Source organism: Lysobacter sp. MMG2, assembly GCF_016735495.2.
Classification (GTDB): domain Bacteria; phylum Pseudomonadota; class Gammaproteobacteria; order Xanthomonadales; family Xanthomonadaceae; genus Lysobacter_J.
The window spans coordinates 549,972-574,946 of the sequence record NZ_JAERQY020000001.1 but is presented as its reverse complement, the minus strand read 5'-3'; the positions used below and the strand labels follow the sequence as shown (position 1 = coordinate 574,946).

21 protein-coding genes and 1 pseudogene are annotated in these 24,975 nt (G+C 67.5%); 9 read left to right on the top strand and 13 right to left on the bottom strand.

The window, feature by feature from the left end; genetic code table 11:
• From pstC to JI752_RS02480, 7 genes are all read right to left on the bottom strand, one after another.
• Positions 1-972: a phosphate ABC transporter permease subunit PstC gene (pstC, locus tag JI752_RS02510; protein WP_216958707.1), complete on the bottom strand. Its 972-nt coding sequence runs from the start codon at positions 970-972 to the stop codon at positions 1-3.
• A 400-nt stretch (positions 973-1,372) separates the two neighbouring features.
• Positions 1,373-2,473, bottom strand: a complete 1,101-nt coding sequence (pstS, locus tag JI752_RS02505) for a phosphate ABC transporter substrate-binding protein PstS (RefSeq protein WP_216958704.1) — start codon at positions 2,471-2,473, stop codon at positions 1,373-1,375.
• A 404-nt stretch (positions 2,474-2,877) separates the two neighbouring features.
• Positions 2,878-3,897, bottom strand: coding sequence for a phosphate ABC transporter substrate-binding protein PstS (pstS, locus tag JI752_RS02500; protein WP_216958701.1), 1,020 nt, complete (start codon positions 3,895-3,897; stop codon positions 2,878-2,880).
• A gap of 325 nt (positions 3,898-4,222) precedes the next feature.
• Positions 4,223-5,509 (bottom strand): OprO/OprP family phosphate-selective porin, encoded by a 1,287-nt coding sequence (locus JI752_RS02495; RefSeq protein WP_216958698.1) that lies wholly within the window; start codon positions 5,507-5,509, stop codon positions 4,223-4,225.
• 480 nt (positions 5,510-5,989) lie between these two features.
• The gene (nth, locus tag JI752_RS02490; protein WP_216958695.1) at positions 5,990-6,706 is read right to left on the bottom strand and encodes an endonuclease III; all 717 of its coding nucleotides are present in this window, start codon (positions 6,704-6,706) and stop codon (positions 5,990-5,992) included.
• On the bottom strand, positions 6,703-7,098 hold the full coding sequence (locus JI752_RS02485) for a hypothetical protein (RefSeq protein ID WP_216958692.1): 396 nt from the start codon (positions 7,096-7,098) through the stop codon (positions 6,703-6,705). Before JI752_RS02485 ends, nth begins: the two co-directional genes overlap by 4 nt.
• Positions 7,098-7,880 carry an enoyl-CoA hydratase-related protein gene (locus tag JI752_RS02480; protein WP_216958689.1) on the bottom strand — a complete coding sequence of 261 codons (783 nt, stop codon included), beginning with the start codon at positions 7,878-7,880 and terminating at the stop codon, positions 7,098-7,100. Before JI752_RS02480 ends, JI752_RS02485 begins: the two co-directional genes overlap by 1 nt.
• Positions 7,881-8,099: 219 nt before the next feature.
• Between JI752_RS02480 and JI752_RS02475 the strand changes: the two genes are divergently transcribed.
• The 4 genes and pseudogenes from JI752_RS02475 to JI752_RS02455 all read left to right on the top strand — a co-directional run bounded on the left by JI752_RS02475 (position 8,100) and on the right by JI752_RS02455 (position 12,116).
• Positions 8,100-8,786: an FKBP-type peptidyl-prolyl cis-trans isomerase N-terminal domain-containing protein gene (locus tag JI752_RS02475; protein WP_216958687.1), complete on the top strand. Its 687-nt coding sequence runs from the start codon at positions 8,100-8,102 to the stop codon at positions 8,784-8,786.
• 204 nt (positions 8,787-8,990) lie between these two features.
• Positions 8,991-9,808, top strand: a pseudogene (locus JI752_RS02465) (CoA pyrophosphatase).
• Positions 9,805-10,668, top strand: coding sequence for a sulfurtransferase (locus JI752_RS02460; protein WP_216958681.1), 864 nt, complete (start codon positions 9,805-9,807; stop codon positions 10,666-10,668). Before JI752_RS02465 ends, JI752_RS02460 begins: the two are co-directional and overlap by 4 nt.
• A gap of 110 nt (positions 10,669-10,778) precedes the next feature.
• Positions 10,779-12,116 carry a substrate-binding domain-containing protein gene (locus JI752_RS02455; RefSeq protein ID WP_216958679.1) on the top strand — a complete coding sequence of 446 codons (1,338 nt, stop codon included), beginning with the start codon at positions 10,779-10,781 and terminating at the stop codon, positions 12,114-12,116.
• An 18-nt stretch (positions 12,117-12,134) separates the two neighbouring features.
• Here JI752_RS02455 and JI752_RS02450 read toward each other — a convergent pair whose 3' ends face one another.
• Positions 12,135-12,908, bottom strand: coding sequence for an enoyl-CoA hydratase/isomerase family protein (locus JI752_RS02450; protein ID WP_216958677.1), 774 nt, complete (start codon positions 12,906-12,908; stop codon positions 12,135-12,137).
• Positions 12,909-12,951: 43 nt separating this feature from the next.
• Here JI752_RS02450 and JI752_RS02445 point away from each other — a divergent pair, with 43 nt between their 5' ends.
• A complete protein-coding gene (locus JI752_RS02445; protein WP_216958675.1) occupies positions 12,952-13,395 on the top strand; it encodes a copper chaperone PCu(A)C in 444 nt (147 codons plus the stop codon).
• Positions 13,396-13,610: 215 nt separating this feature from the next.
• On the opposite strand, the gene JI752_RS02440 is transcribed toward JI752_RS02445, so the two are convergent.
• The 4 genes from JI752_RS02440 to JI752_RS02425 all read right to left on the bottom strand — a co-directional run bounded on the left by JI752_RS02440 (position 13,611) and on the right by JI752_RS02425 (position 20,339).
• Positions 13,611-13,997, bottom strand: a complete 387-nt coding sequence (locus JI752_RS02440; protein WP_254200310.1) for a thioesterase family protein — start codon at positions 13,995-13,997, stop codon at positions 13,611-13,613.
• Positions 13,998-14,146: 149 nt separating this feature from the next.
• The gene (gene uvrA, locus JI752_RS02435; protein WP_216958669.1) at positions 14,147-17,101 is read right to left on the bottom strand and encodes an excinuclease ABC subunit UvrA; all 2,955 of its coding nucleotides are present in this window, start codon (positions 17,099-17,101) and stop codon (positions 14,147-14,149) included.
• A 187-nt stretch (positions 17,102-17,288) separates the two neighbouring features.
• Entirely contained in the window at positions 17,289-18,131 is an 843-nt protein-coding gene (locus tag JI752_RS02430) for a hypothetical protein (RefSeq protein WP_216958666.1), read from the bottom strand.
• 129 nt (positions 18,132-18,260) lie between these two features.
• On the bottom strand, positions 18,261-20,339 hold the full coding sequence (locus tag JI752_RS02425) for a S8 family peptidase (RefSeq protein ID WP_216958664.1): 2,079 nt from the start codon (positions 20,337-20,339) through the stop codon (positions 18,261-18,263).
• A gap of 659 nt (positions 20,340-20,998) precedes the next feature.
• Between JI752_RS02425 and rplU the strand changes: the two genes are divergently transcribed.
• The 3 genes from rplU to obgE all read left to right on the top strand — a co-directional run bounded on the left by rplU (position 20,999) and on the right by obgE (position 22,829).
• Positions 20,999-21,307 carry a 50S ribosomal protein L21 gene (gene rplU / locus JI752_RS02420; protein ID WP_137833398.1) on the top strand — a complete coding sequence of 103 codons (309 nt, stop codon included), beginning with the start codon at positions 20,999-21,001 and terminating at the stop codon, positions 21,305-21,307.
• 14 nt (positions 21,308-21,321) lie between these two features.
• Positions 21,322-21,579 carry a 50S ribosomal protein L27 gene (rpmA, locus tag JI752_RS02415; RefSeq protein ID WP_216958661.1) on the top strand — a complete coding sequence of 86 codons (258 nt, stop codon included), beginning with the start codon at positions 21,322-21,324 and terminating at the stop codon, positions 21,577-21,579.
• Positions 21,580-21,755: 176 nt separating this feature from the next.
• Positions 21,756-22,829 carry a GTPase ObgE gene (gene obgE, locus JI752_RS02410; protein WP_216958658.1) on the top strand — a complete coding sequence of 358 codons (1,074 nt, stop codon included), beginning with the start codon at positions 21,756-21,758 and terminating at the stop codon, positions 22,827-22,829.
• A 139-nt stretch (positions 22,830-22,968) separates the two neighbouring features.
• Here the strand turns inward: obgE and rpsT are convergent, their stop codons facing one another.
• A complete protein-coding gene (gene rpsT / locus JI752_RS02405; RefSeq protein WP_216958655.1) occupies positions 22,969-23,238 on the bottom strand; it encodes a 30S ribosomal protein S20 in 270 nt (89 codons plus the stop codon).
• 136 nt (positions 23,239-23,374) lie between these two features.
• On the opposite strand from rpsT, the gene murJ reads away from it, so the two are divergent.
• Entirely contained in the window at positions 23,375-24,964 is a 1,590-nt protein-coding gene (gene murJ / locus JI752_RS02400; protein ID WP_216961741.1) for a murein biosynthesis integral membrane protein MurJ, read from the top strand.
• The last annotated feature ends 11 nt before the right edge of the window (positions 24,965-24,975 follow it).

Here is a 24,975-nt window from a genome sequence, read left to right as displayed (position 1 = left end):
TCAGTTGCCCTCCTTGCGCGACAGCTTCATCAGCATCAGGCGTGCGATCGCCAGCACCACGAAGGTGACGATGAACAACACGAAGCCCAGCAGCAGCAGCGCGGAGCGGTAGGTTTCGGTCGCCTCGCCGAAGTCGTTGGCGATGAGCGCGGCGATGGTCGTGCCCGGCTCGAGCAGGGACGCGGAGAAGTTCACGCTGTTGCCGATCACGAAGGCCACCGCCATCGTCTCGCCGAGCGCGCGGCCCAGGCCGAGGAAGATGCCGCCGATCACCGCCGAGCGCGTGTACGGCAGCACGATGTCCCAGCTTACTTCCCACTTGGTGGAGCCCAGCGCATAGGCCGATTCCTTCAGGCGCGTGGGCACGGTGAGGAAGACTTCGCGCATCACCGAGGAGATGAACGGGATCACCATGATCGCCAGCACGATGCCGGCGGTGAGCATGCCGATGCCCAGCGGCGGGCCCTGGAACAGCGCGCCGATCACCGGCAGGCTGCCGATGTGGTCGTTGAGCCACGGCGTGACGTATTCGGTCATCACCGGCACCAGCACGAACAGGCCCCACATGCCGTAGATGATCGAGGGAATGCCGGCGAGCAGTTCGATCGCCGTGCCGATCGGGCCGCGCGCCCAGCGCGGCGCCACTTCGGTGAGGAAGAAGGCGATGCCGAAGCTCACGGGCACCGCGATCAGCATGGCGATCAGCGCGGTGACGATGGTGCCGTAGATCGGCACGAGCGCGCCGTACTGGTCTTCCACCGGGTTCCACTGCGCGGTGATGAAGAAGTCCAGGCCTTCGGTCGCCAGCACGTGGCGGCCGCCCCACAGCATCGACAGCGCCGCGCTGGCGAGCGCGACCAGCACGAAGATCACCGTGCCGGTGAGGACATAGCGGAACAGCTTGTCGTTGCGCGCGTCCTTGTGGTCGCGCGATTTGGGAAGCTGCGCAGCAGGGAGGGTGGTGGTGTTCATCCGGTGGGCTTCTTGTGGCCTGTTCCGAGGTTTTCGTCATGCCCGCGAAAGCGGGAGGCCATGGACGTACTGGTCGTATCGCGGGGAGAGAGGGAGGGCGATCCGGTTCGTGCGTTCATGGTTCTCCGCGTTCGCGGGATGACGTGGTGCTTCGTGCGTCTTGCGTGGTGCGGGACGTGATGTGCTTGCGCTTGCTTCGTGACGGGTGTCTGCGCTTGATCTTTTGCCGTCATTCCCGCGAAGGCGGGGTCCTTTGGGCCGCCGCAGGGCGGCTCTATCCAACTGTCAGGTTCGTCACTCTCTACGGAAGGCGGAATGGGATCTGCGAGTTGGATCCCCGCCTTCGCGGGGATGACGAATTGGCAAAGCCGCTCGCGCTGAGCGCGAGCGGGCCAATTCGTCACTTGAACTCCGCCGCCCAATACGCCTCGACCTGCTGCACCAGCGCCGGCGGCAGCGGGACGTAGTCCAGTGCCTGCGCCTGCTGCTGGCCGTTCTCGAAGGCCCACTTGAAGAACGCGCGCGTGTCCGCGGCGCGCTTGGCGTCCTTGGGCTGCTTGTGCATCAGGATGAAGTTGGTGGCGGTGATCGGCCATGCGTTCGCATCGGCCGCATTGGTGATCACCAGGTTGAAGTCCTTCGCGTTCGCCCAGTCGGCGCCTGCGGCGGCGGCCTGGAAGCTTTCCGCGCTCGGCTGCACCCAGTTGCCGGCGGCGTTCTGCAGCGAGGCGTAGGCCATCTTGTTCTGCAGCGCGTAGGCCAGTTCGACGTAACCGATCGAACCCTTGATCTGCTTCACGTAGGACGCGACGCCTTCGTTGCCCTTGCCGCCCACGCCGCCCGGCCACTGCACGGACGTGCCTTCGCCGACCTTCGCCTTCCAGTCCGGCGAGACCTTGGACAGGTAGTTGGTGAAGTTGAACGTCGTGCCCGAACCGTCGGAGCGGTGCACGATGTTGATCTTCGTCGCCGGCAGCGCCACGCCCGGATTCGCCGCGGCGATGGCCGCGTCGTTCCACATCGTGACCTTGCCCGCGAAGATGTCCGCCAGCAGCGGGCCGGTGAGGCGCAGCTTGCCGGCTTCGATGCCTTCGACATTGATCACCGGCACCACGCCGCCGATGGCCGACGGGAACTGGCCCAGGCCGGCGGTTGCGAGTTCATCGGACGGCAGCGGCTTGTCGGAGGAACCGAAGTCCACCGTGCCGGCCTTGATCTGGGCGATGCCGCCGCCGGAACCGATCGACTGGTAGTTGACCTTGGCGCCGGTGGCCTTGTTGTAGTCGTCCGACCACTTGGAGATCAGCGGGTAGATGAAGGTCGCGCCGGCGCCGGTGATCTGCGCGGCGACCTGGTCGCCGGCCGGTGCGCCCGCAGCGGGCGCGCCCGTGTCGGCGGCCGTGGCCTGCGGGTTGGCGTTGTCGCCGGCGGGCTTGCAGGCCGCGACGGTGAGGGCGATGGCGAAAGCGAGGGCGGCAATACGGGCCGACGACGGGTTCATGCGCAGCTCCAAGGGGAAGGATTCCGGCTCGCGGGCCGGGCTGCGCCATTTGATGATCTTTTTGTTACAGCCCAATGACATCTGACCGTCACATTTCTGTAGTGATGGCCGGAAGCGCGTCTTTGCCCCCTCCCCAGCGTGCGGTTTGCTCCCGCCCCTGCTTGCAGGGGAGGGCTGGGGAGGGGGGGCGAAGCCGTGTAACGGCGAGGTTTGCCGGACCGCTCGGCGCTGGCGCGCCTCACACCCCCTCCCAACCCTCCCCCTGCAAGCAGGGGGAGGGGCAAAGAGCGCGGCGCGAGGGATTTCGTCTGGTGCGCCAGGCTCCAGCCAGGACACCGGAGGGAAAAAACAAAGAAGGCGGGCACAAGGCCCGCCTTCCGGTGACGCCTGAATCCGCGAGCGGATCAGTAGTTCATGTTCGTCGACCAATACGTCTCGATCTGCTTCACCAGCGCGTCCGGCAGCGGGACGTAGTCCAGCGCCTTGGCCTGCGTATCGCCGTTGGCGTAGACCCAGCGGAAGAATTCCTTGGCGTTCTTGGCGCCGGCGGCGTTCTTGGGCTGCTTGTACATCAGGATGAAGTTGGTGGCGGTGATCGGCCAGGAGTTCGCGCCCGGCGCATTCGTCATCACCAGGTAGAAGTCCTTCGCGTTGCCCCACTCGGCGCTGGCGGCAGCGGCCTGGAAGGACTCGTCCGACGGCAGCACGAAGTTGCCGGCGGCGTTCTTCAGGCGCGAGTAGGCCATCTTGTTCTGCAGCGCGTAGGACAGCTCGACGTAACCGATGCCGCCGACGATCTGCTTCACGTACGCGGCGACGCCTTCGTTGCCCTTGCCGCCGATGCCGACCGGCCACTTCACGGCCGTGCCTTCACCGACCTTCGACTTCCAGTCCGGCGACACCTTCGACAGGTAATTGACGAAGTTGAAGGTGGTGCCCGAGCCGTCCGAACGGTGCACGACGGTGATCTTGCGGTCCGGCAGCTGCACGCCGCCGTTGAGCGCGGCGATCGCCGGGTCGTTCCACTTGGTGATCTTGCCCAGGAAGATGTTGGCCAGCGTTTCGCCGTCCAGCTTCAGGGCGCCGGAGGCGATGCCCGGCACGTTGACGACCGGCACCACGCCGCCGATGACCGACGGGAACTGCGCCAGGCCGAACTGCGCCAGCTCTTCGGGCTTCATCGGCGCGTCGGAGGAACCGAAGTCGACCGTCGCGGCCTTGATCTGGGCGATGCCGCCGCCGGAACCGATCGACTGGTAGTTCACCTTCTTGCCGGCGGCCTTGTTGTAGTCGGCCGACCACTTCGACATGACCGGGTACACGAACGACGCGCCGGCGCCGGTGACGTCGGCGGCCTGCGCGGTGATCGCGAAGGTACCGGCGACCGCAATCGCGGCGAGGCGGAACTGGATGGACTTGAACACAGAGCTCTCCTGGAGTGGACGACGGGCCTGACCCGTACGACGCGCATTTGACGACGGTTGCATGACAGCGCCGGGACCGGTGTGTGACAGCGGTGTTACGGCGCGATCCCATCGACGTTCCCCCTCTCCCGCGCGCGGGAGACGGGCTTCGCGAGATCGATTGCAAAAAAAGGGCGCGGCCGAAGGACCGCGCCCGGAGGGGGAGGAAACAAAAAGAGAGAGAAGACTTTCGTAGCCCGGGTAAGCGCAGCGCACCCGGGACATTGCATGGGTGAAGCAACCCGGGTGCGGCCTTCGGCCTTACCCGGGCAACGTGCTGGATCGCTTACCAGTAGAACTGCATGCGCGCTTCGAAGATGTTCGGGTTGTCGTCGACCTTGCGGTTGACGAGCACGTTCTGGTTGGCCGGATTGACCAGGCCGGTGGCCGGGGTGCGGGCCATGAACTTCGAGCTGTCGACCATCACGTAGTTCAGCATGAACTTGAAGTTCGAACGCCAGTACCAGTTCACGCCGACCGTCCAGGTGTCCATCTCGCCACCCAGGACGCCGTCGACGGCCGCCGCTGCGGTCGGCGAGGTCGGCGCGATGACGATGCCGTCGTCCAGGTCGATCGAGTCGTAACGCGCGCCGACCTGCCACATGCCGCTGGCGGGTTCGTCGGGCAGCGGGGTCGTCGGCACGCCGTCCTTGTAGCCCCAGGTCTCGCCGGTGATGTTCCACAGGCCGCTGACGTACCAGCTGTTGCCGTCGAAGTTGTGCGACTGGCGCGGGTTGCCGTTCGGGTAACGCTCGACCTTGGTCTGCATGTACTCGCCCTGCACCTTGACCGGGCCGGTGACCCACATGGCCTCGGCCCCGACGGTCTTCTGGCGATCGGTATTGGTCATGTTGCCGGTGTCGACCAGGCGCGTGCCGGACAGGTCGGCGCCCGGACGGGCACGCAGGCGGACGGTGTCCTGGAAGGTGTCGTAATCCACGTACGACAGACCGAGGTGGACGATGCTGCCCTTGTCGTTGATCGGCGCCCAGTTACCGCGCAGGCCGTAGCCCGGGCCGTGCGGCGTCGGAGCCGGGTGCTCGGTCAGCTCGCGGGTGAAGTAGCTGGCGGTGAAGCCCCAGTCGTTGGTGCCGTAGCGGTACTGGCCGCCCAGGCGACGGGCCACGCCGAAGGTGTTGGTGACCAGCGCCTTGGCGATGAAGTCGTTGTTCTTGGTCGAGGACAGCTCTTCCAGGCTGTTGGGCTGCTTGAACTGGCCCAGCTGGAAGAAGTGGTTGGAATCGCCGCGGATCTTGTACTTGGCGTTGACGTCCAGCCACTTGTCGGCCTTGGCGTCGTAGCCGACGACCCACTCGAAGTTGCCCGGGCCCTTGCCCTTGAGCACCAGCTCGGCGCGGCGCAGCTCGTTGTCGCTGTCGCGACCGTCGAGGGTGTCGCCACCGACGTTGAGGTCGGCGAAGTCGCTGTCGAAGTAGTTGTAGTCGGCCTGGACGAGGCCTTCGAAGGAGACTTCGGAGTTGCCGATCACGTCGAGCGCGATTTCGGCATGCGCGGCGGGCGCGACGAGAGCGGCGAGCAGCGCGACGGACAGGGTGCTGCGGGAGAGTTTCATGGACGTTAGCCCTTGGGGCGATGAGAAGACGCTGCGCAGGCTAGGTCGTGAAGGTTGCGTAAATGTGACAACGCTGACTTATTTCGCTGCGATGACGCGCGCATGACGAAGCGGCCGATGGGCGGTGAGGTGTTGGGGGCGGGGTTAGGCACTTGTGGCCTGGGCAAGCGAAGCGCACCCGGGATGGACGCACCTGTAGCTCGCCGCGCCCCGGGTGCGCTTCGCTTACCCGGGCTACGACGGCTGTCATCTCGAAGACACCGTCATCCCGGCGAAGGCCTGTCCTGAGCTTGTCGAAGGGCCGGGGTCCGGGCTGTCACCCTATCCGCCTCATCACGTCATTCCAGCCAAAGCTGGAATCCATTTGGACTTTCGCGCAGGTCAAGAACACCCGTGCGGCCGCGCATCGCAAGGTTTGGAGTTGCCACTGCGTTGCCCCTCACCCCAACCCCTCTCCCGATGGAAGAGGGGCTTGAAGCGTCAACCCAGAACCGGCTCCGGCTCCCCCGGCGTCTTGTCCGGGTAGCGGCAGATGTCGCGGATCACGCAATGCGGGCAGTCGGGCTTGCGCGCCTTGCACACGTAGCGGCCGTGCAGGATGAGCCAGTGATGGGCGTCGTGCAGGTATTCGGGCGGGACGACCTTGAGCAGCCCGTCTTCGACCGCGCGCACGGTCTTGCCTGGCGCCAGCCCGGTCCGGTTCGCGACGCGGAAGATGTGCGTGTCCACCGCCATCGTCGGTTCGCCGAAGGCGGTGTTGAGCACGACGTTCGCCGTCTTGCGTCCCACGCCGGGCAGGGCTTCTAGTGCGTCGCGATTGCGCGGCACTTCACCGCCGTGGTGTTCAATCAACTGCTGCGCCATCGCCACCACGTTGGCCGCCTTGGTGTTGTAGAGGCCGATGGTGGAGATGTACGGCTTGAGTCCTTCCACGCCCAGCTTCGCGATGGCCTGCGGCGTGTTCGCCACGGGGAACAGCTTGCGCGTGGCCTTGTTGACGCCCACGTCGGTGGCCTGCGCGGACAACGTCACCGCCACGAGCAGTTCATAGGGCGTGGTGAATTCCAGTTCGGTCTCGGGCTTGGGGTTGAGCTGCTTCAACCGCGCGAACAGGGTGTGGATCTGCTCGGCGGACAGGCGGCTCGTGCGCCGCGCGCGCTTGGCGGCGGGCTTCTTCTTCGTGGCAGCGGGCGTCATGGCTTGTGGCGTTGCGCGGCCTTCTCGCGCGCACGCGCGAGCGCGGCGGCGGCGGCCGAGGGCAGGGCGGGTTTGGGCGCGCTGGGCGTCGCTTCGCTGGAGGGCACGACGCTGCGCTTGAGCGCGCGTTCGCGTGCGATGCGTTCCAGTCGTGCGTTGCGGGTGCGGTAGCGTTCGCGCGCGGCCAGTGCGCTGGAGCGTGCATCGCGCGCGGCGTGCAGCACCGCGCGGCAATCGTCGCTGCATGACGTGCATTGCAGATCGCGATCGAGCAGGCCGGCCTCGATCGCGCGATCCACATCGTCCACGCGCAAGGCCGCATTGATCGCATGCACCGCGGCGCCGCGCGGATCGCGGCAACCGCAGGCGCATTCGCCGGGCGCGTGCTGCATCACTGGCCGCTGAAGGACGGCTTGCGGCGCTCCAGGAACGCACCGGTGCCTTCGCGCATGTCCTGCGTGGAGAACATCAGGCCGAACTGCGCGGTCTCGTATTCCAGGCCTTCCTCGATGCCGCACTCGCCGCCGACGTTGACGCAGTCCAGGATGCCGCGCAGCGCCAGCGGCGCTGCGTTCGCCAGTTGCTCGGCGAGCTTCATCGTCTCCGCTTCCAGTTCCGCCGCCGGCACGACGCGATTGACGATGCCGAGCTCGCGCGCACGCGCCGCGTCGATCGGCGCGCCGACCAGGCACAGTTCCAGCGCGGCGGCGCGACCGGCCAGGCGCAGCAGGCGCTGGGTGCCGCCGAAGCCCGGGATCAGGCCGAGGTTGATCTCCGGCTGACCGACCTTGGCCGTGTCGGCGGCGATGCGCAGGTGGCAGCCCATCGCCAGTTCCAGCCCGCCGCCCAGGGCGAAGCCGTTGATCATGCCGACCACCGGCTTGGGCATCTTTTCGATTCCGCGCATGAGCTTCTGCCCGCGCAGGGAAAAGTCGCGTCCCTGGACCGGTGTCAGGCCGTTCATCTCGGCGATGTCCGCGCCGGCCACGAACGCCTTCGCCCCGGCGCCGGTCAGGACCACGCAACGCACGGCCGGGTCGGCCGCGGCGGCCTCGAAGGCGGCCAGGAGGGCGTCCAGGGTGGCCGCGTTCAGCGCGTTCAGCTTGTCGGGACGGTTCACGGTGATCACGCGGACGGCACCGCGGTCGGCGATCAGGACGGGCGATTCGGACATGGGAAGGCGGTCTTGGAGGGGTGGAAGAGGGCGGGGGCTGCCGTCTGCCGGGGCGCGGAACTTCGGCCCCGGAACCGCTGTCAGAGCGGTTCGGCGTCAGTGGCGATTAAGCACGGGCGCCGGTATCCTAGCGCGTCCATCCGGGTCCATTCGACCGGTGCGGGCCTTATCACTAAGGAGCGGTAGTCCCGCCCCGAGCCATCACGGAGATTCCATCGAATGAAGTTGCGTTTGATCGCTGCCGCTGTCGCGGCCCTGGCACTGACCGCCGGCAACGCCGTCGCGCAGGACACCTCGAGCGAGAAGGGCAAGCTGAGCTACGCGCTCGGTTACGACCTGGGTCGCAACGCCATCGAGAGCGGTGAACAGGTCGATGTGAACACCATCGTCAAGGGTCTGCAGGACGGCTACGCCAAGAAGCAGCCGTCGGTGCCGGTCGACCAGCTGCGCACTGCGGTGCAGAACATGCAGCAGCGCCAGCAGGCCAAGGCCAAGGCGGAGTGGGACAAGGCCGCCTCGACCAACAAGGCCAAGAGCGACCAGTTCATCGCCGCCAACAAGGCCAAGGCCGGCGTGAAGGCGCTGCCGAGCGGCGTGCAGTACCGCGAGATCGAGAAGGGCACCGGCGCCAAGCCGACCCAGGCCAGCACCGTGCAGCTGGAAGTCGCCGGTCCCTACGCGTGGGGCGAGCGTCCGGCGCAGGCGCGTCCGGCGCAGCAGATCCCGTCGATCAAGGTGAGCGACATCGAAATGGCCGCCATGCGCGAAGCGCTGCTGCAGATGCCGGCCGGCTCAAAGTGGGAAATCACCCTGCCGTCCGACAAGGCCTACGGCGCCGATCCGCGCACGCCGTTCCCGCCGAACGTGGCCGTGCAGTTCGAAGTGAAGCTGGTCAGCGTCAAGTGACGTTTCGGCCTGCTCGCGCAGAGCGCGAGCGGGCTTGCCGAAGCGTCGTTACGGCGAAAGCCGTGATCCAGGCCCACAACGCCTGAAGCAACACCACCGTCGAGCCGGCCCCGCCGGCTCGACGCTTTTCTGCGATACGCATCGCAGGCAACACGGACGTCGCAGGTTGAATCCCATGCAAGCGCGCTTTACGGTAGTCGCTCCATGAATACTCTTTTCCGTGCCGTGCTCAGTCCCTGCATCGGCATCTGCTCGCTCGACGACGACGGCCTCTGCAACGGCTGCCATCGCACCGGCGCGGAGATCGCGCGCTGGTCGCAGATGAACGACGACGAGCGCCTGCGCATGATGGAATCCGTGCTGCCCGAGCGCGAGTCGCGCCGCCGGTGACCCGGCCGGACGCCGCGTTCGAGCTGCCCGACTGGCCCGGCCTCGCCGCCGCGCTGTATCCGCTGTCCGCACCGCCGCCCGGTCCGGGCTGGAATCTGGCGGAGCTGCACGATCTGGCATCCGATGACGCGACGAGCGTGGAAGCCGCCGTGCTCGTCGGCCTGGTCCCGCGCGAGCAGGGCACGCAGGTGCTGCTCACGCGCCGCACCGATGCGCTGCGTCAACATGCGGGGCAGGTGAGCTTTCCCGGCGGGCGCATCGAACACGACGATGCCGACGCCGTCGCCGCCGCGCTGCGCGAAACGCGCGAGGAAATCGGCCTGGTCGCGCCGCAGATCCATCCGCTGGGCTTCCTCGATCCGCTGGCGACCATCACCGGCTATCGCGTGCAGCCCGTGGTCGCGGTGCTGGCGAGCGACTACGTCGCCCATCCCGATCCGAACGAAGTGGCCGACGTGTTCGAAGTGCCGCTCGCGTTCCTGCTCGATCCGGCCAACCTGGCCACGCACACGCTCGACTTCCGCGGCCGTCCGCGCCAGGTGTTCGAGTACCGATATCCGGCGCAACGCATCTGGGGCGCGACGGCCTCGATGCTGTTCAACCTGCGCCAGCGCCTGGAGGCGATCCGATGAGCGAGATGAAGACGACGTGGCGCACGCTGGTGTCCGCGCAAGACCTGGCCGCCGCGCTGGGGCGCGAAGACCTGATCGTCTTCGATACGCGCCACAGCCTCGCCGAACCCGAAGCGGGCGAAGCGGCCTGGCGCGCCGCGCACATTCCCGGCGCGTTCTATGCGCATCTGGATCGCGAGCTGTCCGATCATCGCAAGCCGCACGCGGGGCGCCATCCGTGGCCGGACGCCGCGGATTTCACCGCGGCACTCGGCCGCTGGGGCGTGACGCCCGCGCATCAGGTCGTCGTGTACGACGCCGCCGACGGTGCGCTCGCGGCCGCGCGGCTGTGGTTCATGCTGCGCACGCTCGGGCATGAGCGCGTGGCGGTGCTCGACGGCGGCCTGCAGCACTGGCAGGCGCTGGGGCTGCCGCTGGAATCGCGCGTGCCGGTGGCGACGCCCGCACCGCCGTACCCGGCCACGTTCGACGAGCAACGCCTGCTCGATGCGCGCCAGGTGCAGGCGCACGTCGCCTCCGGCGGCCTGCTGCTCGATGCGCGCGCCGCAGAGCGTTTCCGTGGCGATGTCGAACCGATCGACCGCGTCGCCGGTCATGTGCCCGGCGCGCGCAACCGCCCGTATGCGCAGTCGATGCAGGACGGGCGCTTCCGTCCCGCCGATGAACTGGCGCACGAATTCCAGAGCCTGTTGCAGGGACGTGACAGCGGCGAGGTCGTCGCCATGTGTGGCTCGGGCGTCACCGCCTGCCACCTGCTGCTCGCGCTGGAACATGCCGGCGTGAACGATGCACGGTTGTTCACCGGTTCCTGGAGTGGCTGGATCGACGATCCGCAGCGGCCCATCGCGCGCGGCGAATGATGTGCCGCTTCGGCCGGCTCGCACGGCTGTCACGCAAAACGGCGCCACCGTAACCTGAGCGTCATCCAAGCCCACGATCCTTGCGCGATTTCACGCAGGGGGCGTGCGCCATGTCACGCGTCGCAGGTTGGTGGTTGGCGGTAACGTTGTTGGGAGCGAGCGCTGTCGCGCACGCACAGGTGGACGCCGAGCGCGTCCGCATCCACGGTTCGCAGACGATGGCGGCGCGGCTGGTTCCGGCCGTGGCGGAGTCGTGGTTGCGCGACATCGGCTATGACGGCATCCGGCGCACGCAGCCGCGGCCGAACCTCACCGAAATCCATGCCCAGCGCGACGGTCTGCCGTTGATCGTGGAGATTGAGGCGAGCAGTTCGGCGCAGGGGTTCCAGGACGTCGTCGATGGCAACGCGCACATCGCGATGATGACGCGCCGTCCCGACGCGGCCGAACTCGACGCCGGCTGGCAGCTCGGCGATCTGGCCTCGCACGATCAGGAGTTCGCGCTGGCGCTCGACGGTGTCGCCGTCGTCGTCCATCGCGACAATCCCATCGCCAAACTCGGCTTCGCCCAGCTGCGTCGCGTGCTGTCCGGACAGGTGCACGACTGGCGCGACGTTGGCGGTCGTGGCGCGATCCACCTGCACAGCGTCGCGGGTGCCAACTCCGCGCGTGATCTGGTCGACGAACGCGTGATGCAGGGCGCGGCGTACGCGCCCGCGCAGCTGCACGCCGACGGCGACGCATTGGTGCGTGCGATCGCGCAGGATCCGACGGGCATCGGCTTCGTCACCTTGCGCCAGCCGTGGGGCGCCAACGTGCGTCCGCTCGCGTTGTCCGACGGCGGCCGCGCGGTCGCGCCGACGCGCCTGTCCGTGCAGAGCGAGGACTACCCGTTGTCGCGCCGCTTCTATCTGTACGGCGGCCAGATGATGGGCGCGCTCAGCCGCAGCTTCGCGCTCTACACGATGGGCCAGCGCGGCCAGGACGCGGTGACGCGCGCAGGCCACTTCGCCGTGACGTTGCGACCGGGCTATGCGCCGCCGACGCTCGTCGGGCCGAAGGATTATCGCGATCTCGTCGCGCAGGCCACGCGCCTGCCGCTGAGCCTGCGCTTCAACCTCACCGGCAACAACGACAGCGGTGTCGCCAGCAGCGTGTACGACAGCCGCGCCGTGCGCGACATCGAACGCGTCGTGGCCTTCATGCAGCTGCCGGTGAATCGCGGCCGTCGCCTGCTGGTGCTGGGTTTCGCCGATACCGCTGGCGGCAGCTCGGTGGCCGCGACGATGATGAGCAACGACCGCGCCGATCTCGTCGCGCACGAACTCATGGCGCGCGGCGTCACGGTGCTGCACGCGCGCGGTGTCGGCGCGCAGGTGCCACTGACCGCCCCGGGCACGGCGGCGGCGCGCTATCGCAATGAACGTGTGGAAATCTGGATGCTGTGAGTCGCGAGGCCCGGCGCGCTACTTGCCGAGCCGGGACACCAGCGCATGCAGCGCGGCCTGCGTGGCGGGATCGCTCCAGGCCGCGATGAACTTCGGCAGCTGGATCTGTTCCGGCTGCATCGCCGCGACGAGATCCGCGCGTGCGATCGCGCGGGTCTGGCGCATCACCGGTTGCGGCAGTTTGAGCAGCTGCACCAGCCATTCGCGCGCACGTGCGTTGACCTGATCGACCGGGACGAGTTCGTCGACCAGGCCGATGCGCTCGGCGCGCTCGGCCTCCACCATATCGCCCGCGACGACCAGGCGTTCGGCGCGATAGGTGCCCACCACGCGCTGCATCAGACGCAGGATGCCGACGGGCACCACCAGCCCGACCTGCGTTTCGTTGAGGCCGATGCGGAAGGGCTTGGCCGGATCTTCGCTGCGTGCCATCACGCGATAGTCGCAGCACAGCGCCAGCACGCAGCCGCCGGCGGGCGCATGGCCGCCGATGGCCGCGACCACCGGCACCGGGCATTCGGCGATCGCGCGCGCGGCATCGAAGAAGGCCTCCCACGCAGCCAGCAATGCGTCGCGATCATCGCCCAGCGAAAGCAGGTGCGGCACGTCGAGGCCGGCGGAAAACACCTTCGCGCCGCCGCCGAGCACGATGCCCTGAGCGCCGCCGTCGACGGCCGCGGCCAGCGCGGCGGTCAGATCGTTGCAGAGGGCGGGATTGAGCGCATTGACCGGCGCGCGCGCGAGTTTGATTTCGACGATGCCGTCGGCGGAGTGGGTTTCGACAAGGCTCATGGCGGCTCCTCGGGGCCTGACGGGACTTCGGTATCATAGGCGCATGAACACGTCGCGCATCCGACTGGGGTTGATGGCCCTCCTGCTGGCGGCCTCGTCCGCCGTTTCCGCCACCGAATGCATGCCTAAAATCAGCGAAGGCTGGGTGCGCATGCCGCCCGCCGCGATGCCGATGATGGCCGGTTTCGCCCGCATCGAGAATCCGTGCACGAAGCCGGTGACGATCACCGGTGCCAGCAGTGCGGCGTTCGGTTCGGTCGAACTGCACGAGACGCGCGTGGTCGACGGCGTCAGCCGCATGCGTGCGGTTCCTGAGCTGCGCATCGCACCGGGTCAGGCGGCGGTGTTCAAGCCCGGCGGGCTTCACCTGATGCTGATGGAGCCGGGCGCGACGCTGAAGGCGGGCAGCAAGGTCGCCATCGAATTCAAGACGAAGAATGGCGGCAAGGTGCTGGGCGAGTTCGTGGTGAAGAAGGCCGGCGAGTAAGCGGCGCGGTCCACGCAAAGAAGAAGAGCGACGCGTGACGTCGCTCTTTTCGTTTGTGAGCTTGGTTAGCGCGCTATGGTCCCGGTCGTCGGGGATCGCGTGGACTCGTCTTTCCAGGGAAAGCTGGAATCCATATTCAAACGAGTTCTAAATCGAAATGGATCCCGGCTTTCGCTGGGATGACGGCAATGGCCCCGAGGCGACGATGTGCCGCCTCAGGAGCAGGCCGTCCGCACGGCTTCCGGCAACTGCGCAGCACGCCCCGTGTTGCGGTCGATCCACACCATCACCACGTTGCCGTCGCAGTACAGCACCGTCTCGTCCTTCGCATCGAGGATGCGATGGCCGATGGTGAGGCTGGTGCTGCCCAGACGTTCGACGAAGAGTTCGATGTCCACCTCGGCCGGCCACTCGATCGGGCGACGGTAGTTGAGGTTGGCTGCGGCGACGACGGGTGCGACGTGGTCGTCCAGGCCCTGGCCGGGGACGCTCAGCATCCAGCGGAGTCGCGCTTCTTCGAGGAAGCTGAGGTACTTCGAATTGTTGACGTGGTTGAACGCGTCCAGATCGCGCCAGCGCACCGAGAGCGGCACGCGGATCAGCGCGACGGGCGCCTGCGATTCCTGCTGGGTGGCTTGCGCGCTTTCGCTCGGCGCGGATGCAGCGACAGCCGCAGTGTCGTTGGCCTTCTTCGCCGCCGGCTTGCGGCGGCGGGTCGGCGTCTTGCGCGCCTTGGGTGCTGCGGGGTCGCTCATGCGGCGGACTTCTTCTTCGTGGTGTTCGACTTGCCGGGCGCCTTCGCGGTCGCCTTGCCTGCGTCCTTCGAGGCGGCCTTGCCCTTGCGTGACGGCGCCTCGACCTTCGTGCCCAGCAGCGGTGCGAGGAACCGGCCGGTGTGCGAATGCGGCAGCGCTGCGATGTCCTCCGGCGTTCCGCAGGCCAGGATGGTGCCGCCGCGATGGCCGCCTTCCGGGCCCAGGTCGATGACCCAGTCCGCGGTCTTGATGACGTCCAGGTTGTGCTCGATCACCACCACCGTGTTGCCGTCGTCGCGCAGGCGATGCAGCACGGCGAGCAGGTGCTCGATGTCGTGGAAGTGCAGGCCCGTCGTCGGCTCGTCCAGGATGTACAGCGTGCGCCCGGTGTCGCGGCGCGAGAGTTCCTTGGACAGCTTCACGCGCTGCGCCTCACCGCCGGACAGCGTGGTCGCGCTCTGGCCCAGTTTGATATAGCTCAGGCCCACGTCCATCAGCGTTTCCAGCTTGCGCGAGATGGCCGGGATGTTCTCGAAGAGGCTCAACGCATCCTCGACGGTCATCTCCAGCACGTCGTTGATGTTGTAACCCTTGTAGAGGATCTCCAGCGTCTCGCGGTTGTAGCGCTTGCCACCGCAGACATCGCACGGCACGTACACGTCTGGGAGGAAGTGCATCTCGACCTTGATCAGGCCGTCGCCCTGGCAGGCTTCGCAGCGGCCGCCGCGCACGTTGAAGCTGAAACGGCCCGGCGAATAGCCGCGCGAACGCGCTTCCGGCACCTGCGCGTACAACTCGCGCAGCGGCGTGAACAGGCCGGTGTAGGTGGCGGGATTGGAGCGCGGCGTGCGGCCGATCGGCGACTGGTCGATGTCGACGACCTTGTCCCACAATTCGATGTTCTCGTAATCGCGATGCGGCGCCGGCGTGTGCGAAGCGCCGTTGAGTTCATTGGCCGTGATCGCGAACAAGGTGTCGTTGATCAGCGTCGACTTGCCTGAGCCCGACACGCCGGTGACGGCCGTGAACAGCCCCGACGGAATCGCCAGGTCCACGTCCTTGAGGTTGTTGCCGGTGGCGCCGCGCAGGTGGAAGGTGGTCTTCGCATCCGGCTTGTGGCGCTTGGTCGGGATCTCGATGCGGCGCTTGCCGCTGAGGTACTGGCCGGTGAGCGAACGCGGCGCCTTGAGCAGGTCCTCGAACGTGCCGTGCGCGATGACTTCGCCGCCGTGCACGCCCGCGCCGGGGCCGATGTCGACCACGTGGTCGGCCAGACGGATCGCATCTTCGTCGTGTTCGACGACGATGACGGTGTTGCCCAGATCGCGCAGGCGCGTGAGCGTGCCCAGCAGGCGCTCGTTGTCGCGCTGGTGCAGGCCGATGGACGGCTCGTCGAGCACGTACATCACGCCGACCAGGCCCGCGCCGATCTGCGAGGCCAGCCGGATGCGCTGCGCTTCGCCGCCGGAGAGCGAGTCGGCCTTGCGTTCCAGCGTGAGGTAATCCAGGCCCACGTCCACGAGGAAGCGCAGGCGGTCGGAGATTTCCTTGACGATCTTGATCGCGATCTCGCCGCGCCAGCCGGGCAGGTTGAGCGCCTTGAAGAACGCCAGCGCCTCGTCGACCGGCATCACCACGATGTCGGGCAGCGGACGTTCGGCGACGAACACGTTGCGCGCGGCACGGTTCAGGCGCGCGCCGCCGCAGTCGGTGCACGCGCGTTCGCTGATGTACTTGGCCAGCTCTTCGCGCACTGCGGCCGATTCGGTTTCGCGGTAGCGGCGCTCGAGGTTCGGCACGATGCCTTCGAAGCGGTGCTTGCGCTGGCTGCGCCCGCCGGCTTCGGTGAGGTAGGTGAAGGTGATCAGTTCCTCGCCGCTGCCGAACAGCACCGCGTCGCGCACCTTCGCCGGCAGCGACTGCCACGGTGCGTCCACGTCGAACTTGTAGTGTTTGGCCAGCGACTGGATCAGCTGGAAGTAGTACGCGTTGCGTCGATCCCAGCCGCGCACCGCGCCGGCGGAGAGCGAGAGCTCAGGGTGCACGACGACGCGCCCCGGATCGAAGAACTGCGCCACGCCCAGGCCGTCGCAAGTGGGGCAGGCGCCGACCGGCGAGTTGAACGAGAACAGGCGCGGTTCCAGCTCCGGCAGCGAGTAATCGCACACCGGGCAGCTGTACTTGGACGAGAACAACAGCGGCGCGGCATCGGCATCGTCCAGCGACATGACCTGGGCCATGCCGTCGCCGAGCTTGAGAGCGGTCTCGAAGGACTCGGCCAGGCGCTGCTTGATGTCCTCGCGCGGCTTGAAGCGATCCACGACCGCTTCGATCGTGTGCTTCACGCGCAGCGCCAGCGGCGGCACGGCGTCGATCTCGTGCAGCACGCCGTCCACGCGCACGCGCACGTAGCCCTGCGCGCGCAGCTGTTCGAACACCTGCGCGTGTTCGCCCTTGCGCTCGCGGATTACCGGCGCCAGCAGCATGTAGCGCTGCTCGCGGCCGGCCTCGGTGGCGCCCAGCGCGACGACCTGGTCGACCATCTGGCTGACCGTCTGCGCTTCCAGCGGATAACCGTGGTCCGGGCAGCGCGGCGTGCCGACGCGTGCGTAGAGCAGGCGCAGGTAGTCGTAGATCTCGGTGATCGTGCCTACGGTCGATCGCGGGTTGTGCGAGGTCGACTTCTGCTCGATCGAGATCGCCGGCGACAGGCCCTCGATGTGGTCGACGTCCGGCTTCTCCATCACGGAGAGGAACTGCCGCGCGTACGCCGACAGCGACTCGACGTAGCGGCGCTGTCCTTCGGCGTAGATGGTGTCGAAGGCCAGCGACGACTTGCCCGAGCCCGACAGGCCCGTGATCACGATCAGCTTGTCGCGAGGCAGGTCGAGGTCGATGTTCTTGAGGTTGTGCGTCCGCGCGCCGCGGATGCGGATGTAATCCAGCGCCATCGGTTGCCTGTATGGGGAGGGTCGCCACCGCGGAGCGCGAGGGCGAACAGAGGAGCGTATCGACAGGCGAAGATGGGGGCAAATGGCTGGAACCAAAGCCCGGCGTGGAGCCGTCGCCGGGATGTTCCACGGCGACTTCGGGGACGCATTGCGCGTCCCCGACCTTCATGAACGAAACCGCGAGGCGTCAGAGCAGGCGGAACGACGTCGCGTCGCCGGTGCCGGCCTGTGTGGTCGTTTCCAGCGCCGCCGGGCTCACGCCGTTGACGATCAGCTGGACCTTGATGGCCTCCGCCCGCTGCTGCGCAAGCGAGGGATCGTCGCCTGACGGGCCGGTGATCTGCAGGCGCGTGCCGTCGCCGGAGGCCTGGATCACCTGTGCGGCCTTGCTCAGCAGGGCCAGGCTGTCGGGCGCCACGCGCGCGCTGCCGGGCTCGAAGCGGATAGGCGTCTGCGTGACCGCTTCGTTCAGCGCCTTCACCAGCGCGCCGCCGGACGTGCCCGGCTTCACCTGAGCGAGCACGGCGCTCGCGCCGTCCACGGGCGCGCCTTCGCCCACGCCCTGGAAGAGCCCGGTGTAGGCGTAGCCGGGGTAGAGCAGTTCGGCGCGGGCGAGCAGGGCCTTGCGGTCGGCCTCGCTGGCGTGGCCGTGGAGTTCGATGCGCCGGCCTTCGAACGACACCGCCGCGCCGGGCTGGGTGAAGGCGTCGAGGAATTTCGGCAAGGCCTCCTGCCAGGGGGCGCGCCGGGCGCCGGGGTCAACCTTCAATTCGCCCGACACGCTGCCGCCGTAGGCGAGCTTCAGCGCGGCCTCGATGGCCTGCCGGGTGGCGTCGGTGTCGACGGTGCCGTCATAGCGCACCGTGCCGTTGTTGTTCACCAGGTTGAGGGTCGCGTCGAACTGGGCGACAGGCGCGGGGGTGGCCGCCTGCGGTGCCGTCTGCGAAGTCGGGGTGTCGCGGTTGCAGGCCGCGGTCGTCGCGATGACGGCGACGAGTGCGACGGACCAAATCGAACGGACTGGATTCATGGGCGCTCCATCGGCGATTGCCGGCGATTGGGGGAACGGCCCGGACGCCGGGCCGGAATCGTGGGGAGGAAGGGCCCGGCGTACCGGGCTCCTCCCGTTTGCTGCACCTTCAATCCGCTGACGGCCGGATCACTTGTGCGAGGCGTACTCGATCTCCACCGGATCCGCGCATTCCTGCGTACCGTTGTTGCAGAGCTTGTAGCTCATGGTGCCGCTGCCGATGATGCGGAACGTATCGGTGGCGGTGCCCTTGTTCTTCACGGTCTTGAGGATGGCGCCGTTGCGGTAAATGTCGATGTTCTTCTTGCCGTGCGTCCAGTCCAGCGTGACCTGGGTGCGGTGGTTGGCCAGCTGGATGGCTTCGGCTTCCACCGAACGCGGCCAGTTGGCATCGACGAAGCTCGGATACAGCGACACGCCCGAGGCGTTGCTGAAACCGCGAACCCACACGTACCACTTGCCGCCCTGCGGGGCCGGGAAGAAGCAGTTCTCGGCGTTGCCGGCGCTGAACGGACGGCAGTCGTACGCGGTGGTCGTCGGCTCGGCGCCGCGACGCACGTACAGGTCCGCATCGCCCGTGCCGCCGTACATGGCGAACAGCAGGTTGGATGCGCCGTTGGGCACCAGCAGCTCATAGCGGATGGTGTCGCCGGCCAGCACGGTGATGCCGGTGACGGTGACGCCGTTGCTGAGCGGAATGGCCGGCGGCGGCGCCGGCGGCGGCGGGACGTCCGGCGGCAGCGGCTCGGTGCCCTTGGCCACGGCCACGGCGTAGCGCGCGTCGATGATGCCGGCGCCGCAGTACTTGTTGTAGCTGCAGCCGCTGGGGAAGCCGCCGGATGCGTAGGCGGTGTTCTCCAGGATCTTCTTGATCTGGTCCGGCGTCTTCGGCGTGGCGGCCGCGGACTGCATCAACGCGATCGTGCCCGAGACGTGCGGTGCCGACATCGAGGTGCCCGCGTACCAGGCGTAGCCTTCACCTTCCTGGCCCTGCAGGCCCAAGTTCAGCGTCGACAGGATGTTGTCCGCCGCCGGTGCGACGCCCGAACCGCCGGGCGCCGCGACGTCGACCACGTTGCCGTAGTTGGAGAAGCCCGACAGTGCGCCGGTCGGACCGACCGAAGACACGGTGATGACGTCGTTGCAGCTTGCGGGCGAGAAGCCCGCTGCGTCGGCGGAAGAGTTGCCCGCGGAGACGACGACCGTCGTGCCACGGCCCTTCGCCGCGGTATACGCCGCCTGTTCGGCCACGCTGCACGCGCCGCTGCCGCCGAGGCTGAGGTTGATGACTTCCGCCGGCGTCGCGTTCGCCGGCACGCCCGCCACGGTGCCGCCGGACGCCCACGTCACCGCGTCGATGATGTCGGACTCGTAACCGCCGCACTTGCCCAGCACGCGCACGGGCTGCACCTTCGCGCCGAACGCCACGCCGGCCACGCCCGCGTTGTTGTTGGTCGCCGCAGCGACGGTGCCTGCCACGTGCGTGCCGTGCCAGCTGCTGTCCTCGGGGATGCCGAAGATGTTGCACTCGCCGTCGTGCCAGTCGCCCGGATCGTTCGGGTCCGCGTCGCGGCCGTCGCCGTCCACGCTGACTTCGGTGTCGATGATGAAGTCGTAGCCGGCCACGTACTGGCCGTTCAACTCCGAATGCGGCGTGCTGCCGGTGTCGAGCACGGCGACCACGACGCCATCGCCCGTCGCGATGTCCCACGCCGGTTCGGCGTTGATGCCGCCCGGGCCGTTCTTGTAGTGCCACTGCTGCGCGTACAGCGGATCGTTGGGCACCATCAGCGGCTTGCGCAGGCGATCGGGTTCGACCGCGAGCACGGCCGGGTCCTTCATCAGTTCGATCATCAGCGCCTTGGTCGCGGCGCTGTCGAGCTTGCGGTCGGTGCGGATCAGCGAGCTGCCCGTCGCCAGCGTGCGCAGCGGCGCGATGCCCAGGCCGAGGTTCTGCGCGGCGCTGGCGAGCTGCTGGTTCGACGCAGCGGCGCTAAGCCGCTTGGCGTCGGAGCGGTAGGTGATGATGAAGCGATCGAACTGCTGCGGCTGTTTCTTGGCGGCCTTGGCGGCCTGCGGGGAGAGGGTGGAAACCTTGACCTTGTTGGCGACGGGGAGCTTTCCGCCCGAGTAGGCCGCGGGCGCGACGAGGATTGCGGTGGCGACGGCGAGAGCGGTCCACTTCAGGGTGCGTGCTTTGCGAGTCATGACAACGTCCTTTGTTGTTGGCTGCTGCAGGAACGCCCGGTGCCTCCCCCTGAGCGGCGCCGGGTGCGCGTCCGCGACGGGCAGGTGCCATCGCGCGACTGGGGGCGTGCGCACGTGCGGCGTCATCCGGACGCCGTGCGCGAGCACGTGGATCGAAAAGGCGAAATGAGGCGACGGCCGCGTGCGTGACGCGCCGGCTCAGGACGAGGGTGGTGGGGCACGGTGTGGCCCGGGAAAAAGTCTCGTCCGAGCGGACGGGAAGACGCGCTTCCTGCGACATCAGGGCTGACTCGAACACAGCGACCGCTCCCCGACCCGCGCGCGGGCGCAGGCCAATCCAGTTGGCTGGGACGTGGACGACGCCCTGTAGCCGTCCACGTCGGCCGACCGTAGTGGAACCATCGGAGCCGCGCAAGAGGAGCGGTTAATCCTTTAGAATCAATACATTGCTGAATGCGGGGCAAAGTGTGCCGAGGGTCGCGGTTCCGAGCCGGAAGACGGCGAGGGGCGTCTCCCCGGGAGTCGGTCCAAAGCGCCCGGCCCGATCCGATCGGACCCGGGCAGACTTGCTCCAACCCGCTGAAAGCCCTAGAATTCCGCTTCTGTCCGCCCGGTTCTGGGTGCGACAGCGACCAAAATAACTACAGAGGAATCTGGTCATGTACGCAGTTGTAGTCACCGGCGGTAAGCAATACCGCGTGATGCAGGGCGAAACCCTGCGCGTCGAGCTGCTCGATGTCGAAGTCGGCAGCGAGATCAAGCTGGACAACGTCCTGATGCTGGGCGGCAGCGATGGCGTGAAGGTCGGCGACGCGCTCAAGGGCGCCACCGTCTCCGCCAAGGTCATCGGCCACGGCCGCGCCGACAAGGTGCGCATCGTGAAGTTCCGTCGCCGCAAGCACCATCGCAAGCAGATGGGCCACCGTCAGCATTACACCGAAATCGAAATCACCGGCATCGCCGGCTAAGAGGAGAAGCAGCCATGGCACACAAAAAGGGCGTAGGTTCCACCCGTAACGGCCGCGACTCCAACCCGAAGTACCTCGGCGTGAAGATGTACGGCGGCCAGGCCATCGAGGCCGGCAACATCATCGTCCGCCAGCGCGGCACCCAGTTCCACGCGGGTTCCGGCGTCGGTCTCGGCCGCGACCACACCCTGTTCGCGCTGGTCGACGGCAAGGTCGAGTTCTCGACCAAGGGCCCGAAGAAGCGCCGCACCGTCAGCGTCGTCGCCGAGTAATCGTCGACACGCAGTGCGCGAGGGGCCCCGCTTCGGCGGGGCTTTTCGTTTCAAGCGATGGGATTCGTGATTTGAGATTCGGGATTCGCTAGAACGCCCCGTCTCGATGCATCGCTAGAATCCCCGCTGCTCCTGCTTTATCGAATCCCCAATCCCGAATCGCGAATCCCAGCCCCATGAAACTCGTCGACGAAGCCGAAATCCAGGTCAGCGCAGGCAACGGCGGCAACGGCTGCGTTGGTTTCCGTCGCGAGAAGTTCATTCCGCTCGGTGGCCCCGACGGCGGTGACGGCGGCGATGGCGGCAGCGTGTGGCTGCTGGCCGACGAAAACCTCAACACGCTCGTCGACTTCCGCCACCAGCGCCAGTTCCGCGCCAAGCGCGGCGAGAACGGCATGGGTCGGCAGATGTACGGCAAGGCCGGCGACGATCTCGTCATCACCGTGCCGGTCGGCACCGTGATCACCAATGTCGAAACCGACGAGGTCATCGGTGATCTCACCCGTCACGGTGAGCGCCTGCTGGTCGCCAAGGGGGGCAAGGGCGGCCTGGGCAACATGCATTTCAAGAGCTCGGTGAACCGCTCGCCGCGCAAGGCGCTGCCGGGCCTGCCGGGCGAAGAGCGCGCGCTCAAGCTCGAACTCAAGCTGCTTGCGGACGTGGGCCTGCTGGGTTTTCCGAACGCCGGCAAGAGCACGCTGATCCGCGCCGTTTCGGCGGCGACGCCGAAGGTGGCCGACTATCCGTTCACCACGCTCTATCCGAACCTTGGTGTCGTCAGCGTCGAGGCGCATCGCAGCTTCGTCATCGCCGACATCCCGGGGCTGATCGAAGGTGCGGCCGATGGCGCGGGCCTGGGCACGCAGTTCCTCAAGCATCTGCAGCGCACCCGCTTGCTGCTGCACCTGGTCGACATCGCCCCGATGGAGGGTGGCGTGGAGGGCGTGAGCCCGGCCGAGCAGGTGCGTGCGATCGAGCGCGAGCTGGAAAAGCACGATCCCGAACTGCTCGACAAGCCGCGCTGGCTCGTGCTCAACAAGGCCGACCTGCTGCTGGAAGAAGAGCAGAAGGCTGCGGCGCAGGCCGTCATCGACGAGCTGGGCTGGAAGGATCGCTGGTACATGGTGTCGGCCATCAGCCGCGAAGGCACCTGGCCGATCATGCTCGACGTGATGGCCTTCTTCGACCGCCAGCGCGAAGACGCGCTGGAAGCCCAGCGCGCGGGCGAGGACCATGATGCAGTCCCCTGAGGCCGTCGCGCAGGCAACAAAAAACCCGGCATCGGCCGGGTTTTTGTTTGCTGCCTGGAGCGTTGCCGCCCGGAGCCTGTCGGCAGGCGAGGGCGCCGCGAGGCGCCTTGCCGTGGGCTCCCGTCCCCGTGACGCCGTATCAGGCGGCCTTGAGGGCCTTGATGCGGGCGTTCAGGCGAGCCTTGTGGCGGGCAGCCTTGTTCTTGTGGATCAGGCCACGCGAGCTGAAGCGATCGAGGATCGGCTGCGCGACGACGAAGGCGGCTTCGGCGCCGGCGGCGTCGTTCTCGCCCAGGGCCTTGAGCACCTTCTTGACGGCGGTACGCAGCATCGAACGCTGGCTGGCGTTGCGGGCATTGCGGACCACGGTCTGCTTGGCGCGCTTCTTGGCGGACTTGATGTTAGCCACGGCGAATTCCTGGAAACTGGTAAGTGAAAGTGGGTCTGGGGACAATCAGACCAGAAAGTATGGAGGATTCAGTGGGTTGCGTCAACCATAAGGCGTGGGACAACGTACAGGGAGAATGCGCGTGACCGCGCCGAGAATGATCAGGGGGCTGCTCTCCTTCAGCAGCATGACCATGGTGTCACGGGTCCTGGGCCTGGTCCGCGACATCGCCATCAACCACGCCTTCGGTGCCAATGCCGGCACGGACGCGTTCTGGGTGGCGTTCCGTATTCCGAACTTCATGCGGCGCCTGTTCGCGGAGGGCTCGTTTTCGACGGCGTTCGTGCCCGTTTTCACGGAGATCAAGGAAACCCGCCCGCAGGACCTGCGCGAACTGGTGGCGCGGGTGTCCGGCACGCTGGGCGGCATGTTGCTGGTCCTGACCGCGCTGGGCCTGATCTTCACCCCGCAGATCGCGGCGATCTTCAGCCCGGGTGCGCTCGACGATCCGGCCAAGTTCGGCCTCACGGTCGACCTGCTGCGGCTGACGTTCCCCTTCATCCTGTTCGTGTCGCTGACGGCGCTGTCCGGCGGCGCGCTCAACAGCTTCCACCGGTTCGGGCTGCCGGCCTTTACGCCGGTGATCCTCAATCTGTTCATGATCGCCGGCGCGTTGTGGCTGGCCCCCCACCTGGAGGTGCCGATCCTGGCGCTGGGCTGGGCGGTGCTGGCGGGCGGCATCGCGCAGCTGGTGTTCCAGTTGCCGGCGCTGCGCAAGCTCAATCTGTTGACGCTGCCGAAGTGGGGCTGGAGCCACCCGGACGTGCGCAAGGTGATGCGCCTGATGGTGCCGACGCTGTTCGGTTCCTCGGTGGCGCAGATCAACCTGTTGCTCGACACCGTCATCGCGTCGCTGCTGTTCGTCGGTTCGCAGACCTGGCTGTCGCAGGCCGATCGCTTCCTCGAGCTGCCGCTGGGCGTCTTCGGCGTGGCGCTGGGCACGGTGATCCTGCCGGCGTTGTCGCGGCACCACGTCAAGACCGACGCAGAGGGTTTTTCGAAGGCGCTCGACTGGGGCCTGCGCACTACGCTGCTGATCTCGATGCCGGCGATGCTGGGCCTGATGTTCTTGGCCGAGCCGCTGGTGGCGACGCTGTTCCAGGGCGGCAAGTTCACCGCGTTCGACACGCGCATGGCGGCGATGTCGGTGTTCGGCCTGAGCTTCGGTCTGCCGGCCTTCGCGCTGGTGAAGATCGTGCTGCCGGCGTTCTATTCGCGCCAGGACACGCGCACGCCGGTGCGTGCGGGCGTGGCGTCGCTGATCGCCAACATGGTGCTCAATGTCGTCTTCCTGTGGGTGCTGTACCTGCTGTGGACGACGCCGGAAGTGCGCGCGCGCGGCGTGATGGTCGCGCTGGAGCAGACGCCCGGCTTGCACCTCGCGCTGGGCTTCGCCAGCGCCGCGGCGAGCTACCTCAACCTCGCGCTGCTGTGGCACTGGCTGCGCAAGGCCGGTGTGTACCAGCGTCAGCCCGGCTGGATGCGCTACACGATGCGGTTGCTCGTCGCATGCGCGGCGATGGCGGCGGCGTTGTGGGCTGGCCTGATCTGGGCGCCGGATTTCACCGTCATCGGCAAGCTGGCGCGGGTGGGGTACCTGGCGGTGTTGGTCTGCGGCGGTGGCCTGGTCTATGTGCTGGCGCTGCTGGCGCTCGGGTTCCGCCCGCGCGATCTTCGCGAGCACTGACGGACCATGTC